Origin of the sequence: Fibrobacter sp. UWB1 (genome assembly GCF_002210325.1) — a bacterium.
Taxonomy (GTDB): domain Bacteria; phylum Fibrobacterota; class Fibrobacteria; order Fibrobacterales; family Fibrobacteraceae; genus Fibrobacter.
Genome location: NZ_MWQL01000007.1, coordinates 77,885 through 92,406 on the forward strand (window position 1 = coordinate 77,885; position 14,522 = coordinate 92,406).

General features: G+C 52.5%; 11 protein-coding genes and 1 tRNA gene. 7 read left to right on the top strand and 5 right to left on the bottom strand.

The window, feature by feature from the left end; translation table 11 throughout:
• Positions 1-160 precede the first annotated feature (160 nt).
• Both B7988_RS07260 and htpG read left to right on the top strand, forming a co-directional pair.
• Positions 161-1,006 (top strand): undecaprenyl-diphosphate phosphatase, encoded by an 846-nt coding sequence (locus tag B7988_RS07260; RefSeq protein ID WP_088657399.1) that lies wholly within the window; start codon positions 161-163, stop codon positions 1,004-1,006.
• Between the two features lie 271 nt (positions 1,007-1,277).
• Complete coding sequence (gene htpG / locus B7988_RS07265; protein WP_088657446.1) at positions 1,278-3,164, top strand: molecular chaperone HtpG; 1,887 nt, start codon at positions 1,278-1,280, stop codon at positions 3,162-3,164.
• Between the two features lie 115 nt (positions 3,165-3,279).
• Here the strand turns inward: htpG and B7988_RS07270 are convergent, their stop codons facing one another.
• Positions 3,280-4,323 (bottom strand): BamA/TamA family outer membrane protein, encoded by a 1,044-nt coding sequence (locus B7988_RS07270; protein ID WP_088657400.1) that lies wholly within the window; start codon positions 4,321-4,323, stop codon positions 3,280-3,282.
• Positions 4,324-4,416: 93 nt separating this feature from the next.
• On the opposite strand from B7988_RS07270, the gene ettA reads away from it, so the two are divergent.
• Positions 4,417-6,111 carry an energy-dependent translational throttle protein EttA gene (gene ettA, locus B7988_RS07275; protein ID WP_088657401.1) on the top strand — a complete coding sequence of 565 codons (1,695 nt, stop codon included), beginning with the start codon at positions 4,417-4,419 and terminating at the stop codon, positions 6,109-6,111.
• Positions 6,112-6,305: 194 nt separating this feature from the next.
• Here ettA and mqnE read toward each other — a convergent pair whose 3' ends face one another.
• The 4 genes from mqnE to B7988_RS07295 all read right to left on the bottom strand — a co-directional run bounded on the left by mqnE (position 6,306) and on the right by B7988_RS07295 (position 10,309).
• The gene (gene mqnE, locus B7988_RS07280) at positions 6,306-7,346 is read right to left on the bottom strand and encodes an aminofutalosine synthase MqnE (protein WP_088657402.1); all 1,041 of its coding nucleotides are present in this window, start codon (positions 7,344-7,346) and stop codon (positions 6,306-6,308) included.
• Between the two features lies 1 nt (position 7,347).
• Complete coding sequence (locus B7988_RS07285; protein ID WP_141225595.1) at positions 7,348-9,387, bottom strand: M23 family metallopeptidase; 2,040 nt, start codon at positions 9,385-9,387, stop codon at positions 7,348-7,350.
• Positions 9,388-9,498: 111 nt separating this feature from the next.
• A tRNA-Ala gene (locus tag B7988_RS07290) sits at positions 9,499-9,571 on the bottom strand.
• Between the two features lie 192 nt (positions 9,572-9,763).
• Positions 9,764-10,309 carry a peptidylprolyl isomerase gene (locus tag B7988_RS07295; RefSeq protein WP_073317843.1) on the bottom strand — a complete coding sequence of 182 codons (546 nt, stop codon included), beginning with the start codon at positions 10,307-10,309 and terminating at the stop codon, positions 9,764-9,766.
• A 243-nt stretch (positions 10,310-10,552) separates the two neighbouring features.
• Here B7988_RS07295 and pyrR point away from each other — a divergent pair, with 243 nt between their 5' ends.
• From pyrR to B7988_RS07315, 4 genes are all read left to right on the top strand, one after another.
• The gene (gene pyrR, locus B7988_RS07300; protein WP_073317840.1) at positions 10,553-11,113 is read left to right on the top strand and encodes a bifunctional pyr operon transcriptional regulator/uracil phosphoribosyltransferase PyrR; all 561 of its coding nucleotides are present in this window, start codon (positions 10,553-10,555) and stop codon (positions 11,111-11,113) included.
• Between the two features lies 1 nt (position 11,114).
• Positions 11,115-12,074 carry an aspartate carbamoyltransferase catalytic subunit gene (locus tag B7988_RS07305; RefSeq protein ID WP_073317837.1) on the top strand — a complete coding sequence of 320 codons (960 nt, stop codon included), beginning with the start codon at positions 11,115-11,117 and terminating at the stop codon, positions 12,072-12,074.
• Positions 12,061-13,347, top strand: a complete 1,287-nt coding sequence (locus B7988_RS07310) for a dihydroorotase (RefSeq protein WP_073317834.1) — start codon at positions 12,061-12,063, stop codon at positions 13,345-13,347. Before B7988_RS07305 ends, B7988_RS07310 begins: the two co-directional genes overlap by 14 nt.
• A gap of 193 nt (positions 13,348-13,540) precedes the next feature.
• Positions 13,541-14,446 (top strand): PilZ domain-containing protein, encoded by a 906-nt coding sequence (locus B7988_RS07315; RefSeq protein WP_163453431.1) that lies wholly within the window; start codon positions 13,541-13,543, stop codon positions 14,444-14,446.
• Positions 14,447-14,522 lie beyond the last annotated feature (76 nt).

Sequence of the window (14,522 nt, forward strand, 5' to 3'; positions counted from 1 at the left end):
GTTGTGAGGTATGAGGCATGAGGTTGCTCGTAAACTCGCTTTGAGCTATGAATTGGCGCCAAAGGCGCGATTATTAAAGCCTCAAAGGCACGAAGTGCCGTGCTCAAACCTTAGAGGGCGTAGCCCGAGCCCGTTACCTATTTACTACATTTACCCTACTATGTTTGAATCTATCATCCTCGGCCTTTTGCAGGGCCTCGCCGAATTCCTCCCCATTTCCAGCTCCGGCCACCTCGTGCTGGGCCACGAACTTCTAGGCATGAACGAAGCGGGCATGTTCTTCGACATCATGCTCCACGCCGGCACGTTGCTTTCCATCTTCGTGGTGTTCCACAAGAAGATTACCGACATCATCGTGGGTTGCCTCCATCGCGACAAGGACCAGCTGCGCGAAGCAGGCTACATCATTCTGGCAAGCATCCCGACGGCTTTGATCGGCCTCGGCTTCAAGGACGCTCTCGAAGGCCTGTTCGAGAATCCGCGGGCCGTGTGCGTCGCCGAACTCTTTACGGGCTTGTTGCTGTTTACCTCGCAGTGGGGCGCTACCGGAGCCAAGCATCCGGATAACGAAGGCGTCAAGATGAACTGGTGGCGCGCTCTCGTGACCGGTACGGTACAGGGTATTGCCTGCATTCCGGGCATCAGCCGCAGCGGTTCTACCATCAGCGCCATGATGTTCATGGGCGTGAACCGCAAGTACGCGGGCGAATTCAGTTTCCTCATGAGTATCCCTGCCGTGGGCGGTGCCGCTCTCCTCGACTGCATCAAGTGGATCAAGTGCCAGAGCATGACTCCGGAAAAAGCACTCCTCGACCCGGAAAAGGCATTGAAGTGTGCCGATGCCGGCAGCTTTACCCCCGAACTTCTGGTGGGAATGTTGGTATCCTTCATCTTCGGCATTATCGCCCTCAAGTGGCTCATGACCTTCTTGCAGAAGGGCAAGTTCCAGCACTTCGCCTGGTACGTGTGGGCCGTGGGTATCTTCGGACTGATCTTTATCAAGTAAGGTTGCGAAAGCGGTTTGAATGTTGGGGCTCAATCGAGCCCCTTTTTCTTTTATGCCAAACGGTCTTTTGTGAGCGACAAGCGCCTCGTATTCTTGTTTATTCGGTAGAGCCGAACGGTCTTTTATTGGCACGGTTCTTGCATCTTCTATAGCGAAAACAAGGCAGGACCGTTGTTTTGTTTCATTTTGAAACGTGTTGACGGCCTAGACCGCTTGAAAATTAAACATCAAGGAGATCCCCGCCTTCGCGGGGATGACAAAGGACAGAAAAATGGCAACAGAGAAGATGGAATTCCAGACTGAAGTTCGCGACATGCTGAACTTGATGATCAACTCCCTTTACAGCAACAAGGAAATCTTCCTCCGCGAACTTGTTTCAAACGCGGCGGACGCACTCGACAAGCGCCGTTTCCTCTCGCTTTCGAACGCCGACTTGCTTCCGCAGGGCACGCAGCTCCGCATCGATATCTCGGTGAACAAGGAAGGCAAGCGCATCGTTGTCGAGGACAACGGTATCGGCATGAACAAGGAAGACTTGATCAACTGCCTGGGCACCATCGCCCGTAGCGGTACCAAGAACTTTATCAAGAATTTGAAGGAAGGCGACAAGGGCAGCGTCGATTTGATTGGCCAGTTCGGTGTGGGTTTCTACTCCGTGTTCATGGTCGCAAAGAAGGTCGAAGTGTTGACCCTTAAGGCCGGCGAAACTCAGGGCTATATGTGGTCTTCCGAAGGCACGGGCGAATTCGAGATTTCTGAAGCCCCGCGCGACAAGGTGGGTACCAAGATTACCTTGTACCTGAAGGACGACGAGGACGCCGAAGATTTCGCGAGCGAATGGAAGATTAAGGACATCGTGCAGAAGTACAGCGGCTTCGTGAGCTACGGCATCTACTTCCACCCCGAAGCAACGAAGAACGACAAGGGCGAAATCGAAGAAAAGCCCGAAGAACGCCTGAACGAAAAGCAGGCCCTTTGGCGCCAGAGCGAAAAGGAAGTCACCGACGAACAGTACAAGGACTTCTACAACGTCATCAGCCACGAAGCCGACGAACCGGCCGCCTGGAGCCACAGCCACGCCGAAGGTTCGCAGGAATTCTGGAGCTTGGTGTACATTCCGTCGAAGGCCCCGTTCAACATCTGGCACAACGACGCTTTGCATGGCCTGAAGCTCTACGTGAAGAAGGTCTTTATCATGGACGACTGCAAGGATTTGCTGCCGCCTTGGCTCCGCTTTGTGCGCGGCGTGGTGGATAGCGAAGACTTGCCGCTGAACGTGTCTCGTGAAATCTTGCAGAACAACAAGATTATCACCAACATTCGTAAGCACGTGATCAAGAAGGTGCTCGACACCCTGCAGAACATGGCCGACAAGGATGCCGCCAAGTACAACGCCTGGTGGCGCGAACTCGGCATGGTCTTGAAGGAAGGCTTCTACATGAACTGGGAACATCTTGACGAACTCAAGAAGTTGCTCCGTTTCGAAAGCACCAAGACTGAAGGCGACGCTCTCGTGGGCCTCGACGAATACGTAAAGCGCATGCCGGAAGGCCAGAAGGAAATCTACTACCTCATTGGCGACAAGAACGCCGTGAAGAGCAACCCGATGCTCGAAGCCTTCAAGGCGAAGGGCTACGAAGTGTTGCTCATGAGCGACGGCATCGACGAATTCATGATGTCTAGCCTCACCGAATTCGGCGACAAGAAGTTCCACGACATCGCCCGCGGCGACGTGGATTTCGAAAAGACCGAAGACGAAAAGAAGGCTGAAGAAGCTAACAAGGGCATCTTCAAGGGCCTCTGCGAAAACCTGCAGAAGGTTTTGGACGAAGACATCAAGGAAGTCCGCGTGTCTAGCCGCCTGAAGGATAGCCCCTGCTGCCTTGTGACCAGCGAAGACGCCATGAGCGCCCAGATGGAACGCATGATGAAGGCGATGGGCCAGAAGAACTTGCCGAAGAGCAAGCGCATTCTGGAAATCAACCCGACGCACCCGATTTGCGAGATGCTCAAGAAAAAAGTCGAAGCCAAGGAAGACCTGGGCGATTGGCCGAAGGCCCTCTACGGTCAGGCTCTACTTGCCGAAGGTTCTCCGCTTCCGAATCCGGCGGAATATGTTGCCGCGATTACAAAGCTGCTGACCGCTTCCGTCAAATAGCCGTTTCTGTGTCATTCTGAGCGGAGGCGTGTAACGCCGGAGTCGAAGAATCTATACACTTGCGAAAAAGACCGCGAATCAATCGCGGCCTTTTTTGTATGCATTTTGATAAAAATTAGAACGATTCTCTCAAGTCAATCGTAATGCCGATGTGCTTGCCGTCGACAAGCGAAAGGTCGCCGCGGGCATGTAGCTTTTCGCTCTTGTTCAAGGCGAGGCGCCCGCCGAAGCCTACGGCGTAATGCACTTGGCGCCTAAAGAGTTCGCTGAAGTAGGGCGCCGATTGCAAGGCTTCGCCAAAGATAACGCCGGCGAATCGCCAGAAGAGCGGGCGGCGGAATTCCATTTGCCAAATTAAGGCTTGCGTGTCGCTCCAGATTCCTGATTCTACTCCGCGGAATCGCTTGGTGCCGTCGGGGCCGGCGAGGCAGCCGAGCGGAACATTGTCGCCGCGGCTCTGCTTTGCGTAAAGTCCAAGAGCGATGGAAGTTTCCCAGAATAGGGGAGAGTAGAATCTTGCGTCAAACGTTTCAGTGTGGTAGCTAAAGTCGCCGCCGAAAAAGATTTCTTCGAAGCTTGCGTAGTAGCCTTTGGTGGGCCAGTTGTCGTTGTCTTTTTTATCAAGAACCAAAAGGTAGCCGCCGCCTAAATAAAAACCGTCTTGATAATTCTTGGGAATGTCGCTCCCGAGTTCGTTGTTGCGGGCTTCACCTTCTAATACAACGCCGTAGCGCAGAGGAATGTTGTTCGAAATGCCGAAGTTCATTTCGAAGGGAATCTTGCCGTAGATAAAGGTGCTCTTGTATTCGTCTATGCGGTCAAAATCTCCGCGGGCACCTCGTTCAAACAGTGAGTATTGCCACTTGTTCAAGTTGAGTTTTGCCGGAATGTGCAAATGGTCTTGAAAAAGCCACAAGTTCGGGGCATACTGGAATTGGAACTGCCCGCGCGTGGTTCCGCGTGCAATAAAATCCATCGAAGAAATGTTTTCGCCTTCTTGGAATGGCCTGAAGAACAGGACGAATACAGCACCGTACTGAATCTTGGTTTCTTCGGTGTAGGCGCCAAAGGGCAGCAATGAGAATCGCTGGAAGTTGTCTTGTGCATGAGCGCAGATGGCAAAGACCAGACTTGCGATTATGGCGTAAACGAACTTCATGACACAAGTATAGTAAAGGTTTATTTGTTATATTTGATCAAACTTCACATTTCACACTTCACACCTCACATTTCGAAGCGAAGCGAGCTAATTATGGCCGAACAGAATAAAGCAGAAAAATTCGTTTTCTACATGTACAAGATGACCAAGTCGTACCCGCCCAACAAGGAGGTGCTGAAGGATATTTCCCTCAGTTTCTACTATGGCGCAAAGATTGGCATCATCGGCCAGAACGGTGCCGGTAAGTCGACGCTTTTGCGCATCATGGCGGGCATCGACAAGGAATTCCAGGGCGAAGCATGGATTGAACCGGGCCGCACCGCAGGCTACCTGCCGCAGGAACCGCAGCTGGACCCGAACTTGACCGTCAAGGAAAACGTGATGCAGGCTGTTGCCAAGAAGCAGGCCGTGCTCGACCGCTTCAACGAGATTTCCATGAAGTTTGCGGAACCCATGGAAGACGACGAGATGAACAAGCTCCTCGACGAACAGGCGAAGCTACAGGACATCATCGACGCGCAGGACCTGTGGAGCCTCGACCGCAATATCGAAATTGCAATGGATGCACTCCGCTGCCCGCCGGGCGACTGGCCGGTGACGAACCTCTCCGGCGGTGAAAAGCGCCGTGTGGCTCTCTGCCGCTTGCTTCTCGAAGAACCGGATTTGTTGCTCCTTGACGAACCGACGAACCACTTGGATGCCGAAACGGTTGCATGGCTCGAACGCCACCTCCGTGAATACAAGGGCTCCGTGATTCTCGTGACGCATGACCGTTACTTCCTTGACAACGTAACGAACTGGATTTTGGAAATTGACCGCGGTCGCGGCATTCCTTGGGAAGGCAATTACGCCCAGTGGCTTGACCAGAAACTTGAACGCATGAAGAACGAAGAAAAGGGGGAATCTGACCGTCAGAAGCGCCTCGCTCGCGAACAGGAATGGGTGAAGGCTTCTCCGAAGGCGCGCCAGGCCAAGAGCAAGGCCCGTCTTAAAGCTTACGAAGACTTGCTCGCCGAAGATTCTCGCGAACAGATCAAGGTGGCGCAGATCCACATTGCAAACGGCAAGCGCCTGGGCGATATCGTGATTCAGGCGGAACACCTGCAGAAGGCCTTTGGCGACAAGGTGCTGTTCGACGACTTAAATTTCAGCTTGCCGCGCTCCGGCATCGTGGGCATTATCGGCCCGAACGGTGCAGGTAAGACGACTTTGTTCAAGATGATCATGGGCCAGGAAAAGCCCGATGGCGGTACGCTCAAGATTGGCGAAACCGTCGAAATCATCAGTATGGAACAGGGCCGCGAAAGCCTCGACGATTCCAAGACCGTGTGGGAAGAAATCACCGGCGGTAACGACGAGATTATGGTGGGCGACCGCAAGATGAACGGCCGCGCCTATTGCGGACTCTTCAACTTTACGGGTGCTGCCCAGCAGAAAAAGCTGACGGCGCTTTCGGGCGGTGAACGCAACCGCGTGCTTATGGCAAAGAACTTGCAGAAGCCGGGTAACCTCTTGTTCCTTGACGAACCGACCAACGATCTCGACATCGAAACGTTGCAGGCTCTGGAACAGGCCATTCTCAAGTTCGCTGGCTGTGCTGTGATTATTTCGCATGACCGCTGGTTCCTGGACCGCATCGCCACCCACATCCTCGCTTACGAAGGTGACTCGAAGGTCGTGTGGTTTGAAGGCAACTGGAGCGAGTACGAAGCCGACCGCCGCAAGCGCCTCGGCGAAGATGCCGACAATCCGAAGCCCATCAAGTACAAGACACTCACGAGACAGTAGTACAATGTGTAATGTGTGGTGTGGAATGAGGAATTAGTCATTCACATTTCGCATTGCGGCGCATGTCGATTTAATCGATTAAGCAAAAAAAGCAGGATTTCATCCTGCTTTTTTCTAAGAGAATCGATGTCCGTATTGGGAAAAGGAAGGTTTTAGGAGGGGCAAAGCCTCTCCTTGTCATAGAACGATTCTCGCTAAGAGAATCGTTCGTATAAAGCATCGCGCTCCACTGGCACGAGCCCTTCGTTTGTAATCAAGGACTTCATTCGCTCGGGGCTCATGCCCACGGGAACCGTGGCGCCGGCGGCGTGCGTGATTTTTTCTTCGATAATCGTACCGTCCAAATCAGACGCGCCGGCGTGGAGCGCCTTCATTGCGGTCTCGATTCCCATCTGAATCCAGTACGCCTTAATGTGCGGGAAGTTGTCGAGGAAAAGCCTTGCGACAGCGACCGTGCGCAGAATGTCTTCTTCGCTAGTAATGTTCGGAACGATCTTATGCAGTGCATTGTGTTCCGGATGGTACACCAGCGGAATGAACGCGAAAAAGCCCGGAGCTTCATCCTGCAAGTTGCGAAGCATTTTCATGTGCGCGATGCGGTCTTCAATCTTTTCGATATGTCCGAAAAGCATCGTCGCATTCGTCGGGATTCCAATCTTATGGGCCGCGCGATGAACGTCGAGCCATTCTTCGCCAGTTTCTTTGCCCGGACAAATCTGGTCGCGAACATCCTGCACCAGAATCTCGGCGCCGCCACCGGGCAGTGCATCAAGGCCTGCTTCCTTCAGCGTGGTCATAATCTGTAGCGGAGTCTGTCCCGAAATTTTCGCGAAGTGGCAAATCTCCACAGCGGTAAACGCCTTCAGGTTCACCTTCGGAAATTCCACGCGCAATTTTCGCAACATTTCGATGTAGTAATCGAACGGATGGTCCGGATGCAGCCCGCCTACAATGTGCAGTTCGCGGGCGCCGCCTGCAATGGCTTCGGCGGCCTTGTTGCGAATGGTGCCGTAATCCCAGTCGTAGGCGGTGGGGCTATCCTTCTTGATTTTAGAGAACGCGCAGAACTTGCAGTGCAACACGCACACGTTGGTGTAGTTAATCTGGCGGTTGTTCACCCAATACACAGACTTGCCGTGCCTGCGTTCCTTTTCGGCATTGGCGCGGGCACAGAGTTCGTCGAGCGGGGCGTTTAAAAATAAGTCTAATGCTTCAGCTTCGGTCAGGCGCGCCATGTTACATCTCGGGGATGTCTACGTTATAGCTTGCCTTGTGACCGGCTTCGTCCACGAGCTTGATGGTGAAGGATCCTTCTTCGGGGAGCTGGGCACCTTCAATCACGATTTCGCGAGGCTCGGAATCGTATTCGGCAGCAACCCATTTCTTGCCGACCTGCACCGTAATGGCGTTGCCGTCAGGAATGCCTGCGTACTTGAACTGCACCGGAACCTTCAGGGCCGGCTGACGCACGCCGCTGATCATCATGTCTGACCAGTAGGGGAATCCGAGTGTCGGCGCTTCGGTGCTTTCGATGTTGGCAATGTCGCGGATTTCGTTCATGGTAGCGCAGCGGTTCTTGCCCTTGGTCTGCTTGCTAAAGTAGAACCAGTTGCGGGTCGTTTCGCCGAGCCAGTAAAGCGGTTGGTTGTTTTCCGGATTGTCGATGCAAACGGTCCAGTTACCGAGCTGCATGCCCTTCGGGTGGAATTCAAAGTAATCCAGGCTGTCGGTATGCGTGCGGGTGACAGCCAAAATCTTCTTGGTGGTGTCGCGGCCTGTCGGAATGCCGGTGAGTTTCTGTGTGACGCCCACGTTGCCAAGTTTGGTAGACCAGTTCACGCTTCTCTGGTACTGGTTGAAGGAATAAAGCTCAATGCTTGCATCGGCAGCGATACCATCGCCCGTGGAACCGGCGTCAGCGGTGTAGTGGATGCTTGTCATTTCGGGGTAGATTTCAAGGAGGCGGCCGATGGTAATCGGTGCCGGCTTGAGTGCCTTACACATATCTTCTTCAATCACCTTGTCGCCGGTCATGGCGGTAAACTTCATGCCGTTCTTGCAGCGGAACAAATCGAGCATCGGGCGGCTAAGGAACGTGAACAGCGGAGAGGCCTGGTCCTTGTACAACTGCATGGGCTTGTCGCTCTTGCAGCGCGGGTGGAACGTGAACTTCTTGCTCACCTTGTTGCCGCTGTAGTCTTCGGCTTCGATGGTGTAAGTCGAAAGCGGAGCGAGCTTGGCGTTCACAAAGTGCCAGTCGCCTGCAGTGTCGGCTTCTTCGGCCCACAAAAGCTGGTCGCGGATCAGAGCCATCTTGCTGTAACGCAGAGTGTCGAGAATTTCTTCAAAAATCTTTTCGTCGTAGCGCCACACGGTAAGACGGCGTATAGACATCGGATTGTCCTTGGGCTCACGGCTGTAGTCAGCAATCTTAACGGCCATGCTCAAGTTGAATTCGTTTTTCACCGGTGTTTCGACGCAGCCCTTACTGATGGCTTCCGGATTCGTGACGGCGAGGTGGTTGCCCTGCCATACGGCAATGCCAAAAATCTGCGGTGCCAAGGTGTCGGTAATCACGACGCCTGCTTGCACGGGGTTAATAATGCGGTCGTTGTCCAGGCGGACTTCCAAGTGCAAGTGCGGGTTGCCAATGCCGGTGCTGCCCGAGAAGGTCAGCGTGTCGCCCTTCTTGTAGCTTGCATTTGTCTTGATGGTGACGTCGTTCTTCTTGGAGGAATACTGTTTCTTGATAATCTGGTCGTCGAGTTTGCCGAAGCTGCTCTGGTGTGCGAATGCCCAGGTCTTTCCGCTTTTACCTTTGAAGAGCATCAGCTTTCCGTAATGGAATGGAGAAACTCTAAGTTCTACAACCTTGCCGTCTTCGGGGGCGTAAATGGGCCAACCTTCTTCCATCTGGGTGGAATAGTCAAAGCCTGCGTGGTAACGCGTGCCGCGGTTTTCGCCAAAACTCGAGGTCAAGTAAGCGTCACGGTTGAACGGGCGGTAAGTCGGTTCGTCTGCTTTGAGAACTCTCTTTTGCTCCATGCCGTCGGCGTTGTTGACTTTGCTTGCTTCGGCGCTTGCACCGAAGTTGTCGTTAGATACTTTTTCGCCGGACTTGGCCTTGATGCAGTCTTCGTAGGCGAAGGCATCCATGGTCTTTTCGTTGCATTCGGCGGCGAATGCGGAGGGCATCATGGCGAAACTGGCCATTGTACCCAGGAACATTCCCTTACGGGTGATTTTAGCGAGTTTGTTCAAGATTGTCGTATCCATACCACAAAAATACAAAATTATTACAAACTAGCGGGCGAGGTTGTTTGTTTTGCAGGATTTATGTGATGTGAAAAAAAGAACCGTTTGCTTATGCAAACGGTTCTTGTCTAGTGGAGCTAAGGAGAGTCGAACTCCTGACCTCCTGCATGCCATGCAGGCGCTCTACCAACTGAGCTATAACCCCGAAGGACGAGCCAAATATAGAAGAACTAATTTGACTTGTCAAGGGTAGTTTATGTTTTTTTTTTGAAAAAAAGAAAAAATCTCTCATTAGAGAGATTTTTTCAAGAACTAAAGGCTTAAAATGTGTAGTGTGTGATGAGGAAAGTTGGCTAATTCATTTCACATTCCACATCCCACATTTCACACTTGACAATTACGCTTTTTCAATCGTCACGGATTCGATAATCACGTCTTCGTACGGGGCGTCGCGTCGGTCGGTCTTGACGCCTGCGATTTCGTCGAGGACTTCGAAGCCTTCGTAAAGCTGGCCGAATACGGAGTAGCCGTCAGCGGGGCCGGGGCCAACCTGGTCGTGGTCCAAGAAGTGTACGTTGTCGCCGTGGACAATGAAGAACTGGCTACCGATGGAGTTCGGCATGGCCGTCTTTGCCCAGCTCAGGGCGCCACGCATGTGGGTGAGGCGCGGGTCGTACTTGTCGCCGATCGTGGTGCCGGGACCCTTGGCGGAGTGGCCACCCGTGCCGTTTCTGCGGGTAAAGTCGCCACCCTGGATCATGAAGTCCTTGATAATGCGGTGGAACGGTGCGCCGTCGTACTTGCCCTGCTTGGCGAGTTCGACGAAGTTCGTGGCGCATTCGCCGACGATATCTTCAAAAATGCGCAGCTTCATGGTGCCGTGGTTGGTCTTCATGATGGCGATGGTTTCGCCTGCTTCGGGTTTGCCAAGCTGATTGAACATAAAATCTCCTATAGGTGTGAGGTATGAGCTCGCTACGCTTTGAGCTGCGAGTTTGAAAGGAATAGTCTCTAGCAAAAAGCGTAATATGTTGTTTTCCTTATATATATAAAAAATAGGGGTGTTTTACAACTTTTCCAAGAAAAAAGTCAAGAAAAAAACTAATTTCTAGCAGAAAAACTCAAAACGAGCGGCGCGAGTGACCTCGAACCTCAGAGGGCGCTTTGCGACCGACCTGATACCTATATGAAAGACAACTGCAAAAAAATCAGAGAGCTCCTGTCTGCCCAGGCAATGGAATTCGCTCTCGACGAAATGGCGGCGAAACTGGCCAAAATGCACCCGACTGCCGATGACATGGTGGTGCTCGGCATGGCAAGCCGCGGAATCCCTCTCGCCAAAAAGATTTGCGAGCGCTTAAGTCAAAAGTTCAACAAGACTGTGCCGATGGGTAGCCTCGACGCGACCTTCTACCGCGACGACTTCCATTACCGTAAACATGTCGGTACGACCGAAATCCGAGTCACCGAAATGCCGGCCTCGGTTGAGGGCAAGACGGTGATTCTCGTGGATGACGTGCTCTACACGGGCCGCTCGGTGCGTGCTGCCATGCAGGCGATTCTAGACCTCGGACGCCCGGCGGCCATTCGCCTTTGCGTGCTGGTGGACCGTGGTCACCGCGAACTTCCGATTGCACCCGATTGCGTAGGACTTACGGTCGAGACCGCACAGGACCAGGAAGTCCGCGTGCAAATCGAACCGATTGACAAAGAAAATTCTGTATACCTCGTAGAAGTGGAGGGATAACGTGAGCGCACTTCAGATCAAGCATTTGTTCGGACTTCAGGGGGTATCCAAGTCCGATATTCGTACTATTTTGGATAACGCCAAGCAGTTCCGCGAAATTTTGGAACGCCCGGTCAAGAAGGTCCCGAGCCTTCGCGGCATGACGGTGGTGAACCTGTTCTTCGAGAACAGTACCCGTACTCGCACGAGTTTTGAACTGGCCGAAAAGCGCCTCTCTGCCGACACGGTGAACTTCGCAAGCTCGAACTCCAGTGTCAAGAAGGGCGAAACGCTGGTCGACACGCTCCGCAATATCGAGTCGATGAAAATCGATATCGTGGTGGTCCGCCACAAGGGGACTGGGGTACCCAAGTTCCTCGCCGAACACAGCGACGCCATTATCGTGAATGCGGGCGACGGCGCCCACGAACACCCGACGCAGTCTCTGTTGGACATGCTCACGGTCGAAGAAAAACTTGGAACACTCGAAGGCAAGAAGGTGGCAATCGTAGGCGATATCCGCCACAGCCGCGTGGCCCGCAGTAATATCTGGGGCATGACTACTATGGGTGCTCACGTGACGCTTTGCGGACCTTCCACCTTGGTGCCGCGCAATACCGAACTTCTGCAGTACAAGGAACTTGCGGGTAGCGTCTCTTGGGAAACCGATGTCTACAAGGCTGTCGAAGACGCCGATGCCGTGATTGCGCTCCGCTTGCAAAAGGAACGTATGGACGACGCGCTCCTCCCGAGCATGCGCGAATACCGCAACTTCTTCGGTATTACCGAGAAGGTCCTTTCTGAAGCCAAGGACAAGGTCATCTTGATGCACCCGGGTCCGATTAACCGCGGTGTGGAACTGGACAGCGATATCGCTGACGGTGAACATTCTGTGATTTTGGATCAGGTGACTAACGGCGTTGCCGTGCGTATGGCTGTGCTTTACCTTTTGGCTGGAGGTCGTGCAAATGAAAATGCATAAGGAATTGAATATCAAGAATCTCGTCCTCAAGAACGCGAAAGTTTGGAACGGCAAGTCTTTTGAAGATCGTAAAGAAGTCGCTTTCGAACAGGGAAAGGGGCTTGCTACAGAAGAATTCGATTGTGGTGGCGCCTTGGTAATGCCAGCCTTGTTTGGCTTGGGTGTTGATTTTATGGAACCGCTCCGCGACGACGTCTACACGTTTGCAGATGGCCTTGATGCCTTGCACCGTGGCGGCTTTTGCGGCGCCCTGTACGAAAGCGCTGCCAATCCGATTGATGATGCGGACAAGCTTTCGGCAATGAAGTTCCGCGTGAACTCGCCTGATTTGGAATACAACTTTGCCAACCGTTTCGATATCAAGTTCCTGGGCGCATACAGCAAGGGCTTCGGTTCCGACAGCCTCGCCGAAATGATGGAACTCGCCGAAGATGACTGCGTTGCCGGCTTTGGTGACGGCAACGAAGCGATTCCTTCGACACGTTTTATCCGTCTTGCCATGGAATACGGCAAAATGACTAACAAGCGATTCTTCTTCCAGCCGCTGGACAAGTCGCTCCGTAAGCATGGCTGTGTGCATGAAGGCGCCTACTCCGACATGCTCGGCATGAAGGGAATCCCGCGCATTGCTGAAACCATTGCCGCCCATACGGTGCTCGAAATGGCCCGATTCTTGCAGGTGCCGGTGCACTTTAAGCAGGTGACTTGTGGCGAAACGCTCGACCTCGTGCGCGAAGCCCGCAAGAAGGGTATCGATGTCACGTGCGATGTCGGCTTGTACCATTTGCTTTTGGACGATTCCTGCCTGGAAACCTTGGATTCTGCATACCACATTCTGCCTCCGATTCGTTCTGCTGCTGACCGCGAGGCCTTGTGGAAAGGTATTGAAGACGGTACGGTGAATGCTATCAGCATGAACCACACGCCGGTGCTTGGCCAGGATACCGAAGTGAACTTCGAAGATTCCGTGCCGGGAGCACTCTCTCTTGAAATCGCGCTCCCTGCCATTTGGAAGGAGCTGTGTGCCAGAGTGGGCGAGGCTCGCGCCATTGAACTTCTGTCGCTTGCCCCTGCAAAGTTGGTCGGCGCAAAGTCGGCCTTTGACGAAAACACTCAAAAGATGTCAAACATCGTGATTCTCGATCCGAATAAGCCGCACGAAGTTTCCAAGAAGGATTTTGCAGGCCACGTGAGTAATTCTCCGTTGCTGGGCAAGACGCTTCCTTCTTCGATTCTGGCGACCTTCGTTAGCGGAGTGTGGACGAAACTTTAGTTCGGTCTTCTGAAAAACTATGTCTAATCTGCTGCAACAATTGTCTGATCTGGTTTTGATGTGGCGTGAGCTGCTGACGTGGCCCCCGCATCCCCTTGTTATAGTCTTTGTTGCGTTCATCATCTGTTTATTCTTTGCGTTATTTGCACTGTGGGAAATCCATTGCATTAATAGTCGTCGTGAAAACGAAGAAATGTTTGGAACTCAGCTGTTTGACGAAAAGGTGTCAGAACGTGGTTTTTCGGACAAAGAAAAAAGGACTTTGGACAAAATAATCAGAAAGTCGACTTTTGAAAACAAGGACGCCATTCTGAATTCGTCGGGCCTTTTTGAGCAGGCTGTTACAGCGTTCTATGATGCGCGCAACGTGTTCGATGTCCGCGATGAAACCCTGGAAGCAGTGGAGCGCTTGCGCAACAAGATGAACTTCACGGCCTCGAATCCTTTGTCTGAAATCTATTCGACCAGACAGTTTAATGTTGGCGACCGAATTGACATGATTCCCGACAACGGAACCTTGATTAAGAGATCCGAAATTGTATGGCGTACCGAAAAGGAATGGGCAATCTCTTACGATGGAAGTGACGGTCCGGCCAAGTCTTTTGTCGGACGTGACATTCGTATTCGTTGGACTCGCCCAGACGATGCCATTTATTCGACCACGGTGTCTATCCGTCGCCTCGATGATTCTGCAAATTTAGTTTTACCTCATTCCTCGTCCCTGGACAAGCGCCAGTTGCGTCGCTGGGTTCGTGAACAGGTCGCCTTCCCTGTAACGGCCGTGTTCGAAAATGGCGAAACATTGTACGGGACTTTGCTTGACCTTTCTGCTGGCGGTATCATGATTGGACTGCCCAAAGAATGCTATCCGGGCCAGCACATGCGTATCCAGTTTGAACTCCCGAGTTTCGGTGACGAAGACGTGGAAATTGAAATTTTGCGCAATTTAGGCCAAAGAAACCAAGAATTTCCTAATTACTATTGCCTTACGGCCTCTTTCCGTGGTAAGTTCGGTTGGACCCAGGAAAGGGTGCTTCAGTACCTGTTTGAGCTGAGCAAGTCAAAAAAAGAGACGAAAAAGTGGGTAAAAGAGGTCTAAGTAGTTCATTTTCAATGACTTAGATGAATTTTTCGCTTGACATTCTCCTTTTATAAAGGTAGAATTAGTAAGGAAA

Excerpts from the sequence above, each read along its gene's own strand:
- htpG (WP_088657446.1), top strand. The coding sequence starts at position 1,278 with ATGGCAACAGAGAAGATGGAATTCCAGACTGAAGTTCGCGACATGCTG.
- ettA (WP_088657401.1), top strand. The coding sequence starts at position 4,417 with ATGGCCGAACAGAATAAAGCAGAAAAATTCGTTTTCTACATGTACAAG.
- B7988_RS07285 (WP_141225595.1), bottom strand. The coding sequence starts at position 9,387 with ATGGATACGACAATCTTGAACAAACTCGCTAAAATCACCCGTAAGGGA.
- B7988_RS07270 (WP_088657400.1), bottom strand. The coding sequence starts at position 4,323 with ATGAAGTTCGTTTACGCCATAATCGCAAGTCTGGTCTTTGCCATCTGC.
- B7988_RS07260 (WP_088657399.1), top strand. The coding sequence starts at position 161 with ATGTTTGAATCTATCATCCTCGGCCTTTTGCAGGGCCTCGCCGAATTC.
- pyrR (WP_073317840.1), top strand. The coding sequence starts at position 10,553 with ATGAAAGACAACTGCAAAAAAATCAGAGAGCTCCTGTCTGCCCAGGCA.
- B7988_RS07295 (WP_073317843.1), bottom strand. The coding sequence starts at position 10,309 with ATGTTCAATCAGCTTGGCAAACCCGAAGCAGGCGAAACCATCGCCATC.
- mqnE (WP_088657402.1), bottom strand. The coding sequence starts at position 7,346 with ATGGCGCGCCTGACCGAAGCTGAAGCATTAGACTTATTTTTAAACGCC.
- B7988_RS07310 (WP_073317834.1), top strand. The coding sequence starts at position 12,061 with ATGAAAATGCATAAGGAATTGAATATCAAGAATCTCGTCCTCAAGAAC.
- B7988_RS07315 (WP_163453431.1), top strand. The coding sequence starts at position 13,541 with ATGTTTGGAACTCAGCTGTTTGACGAAAAGGTGTCAGAACGTGGTTTT.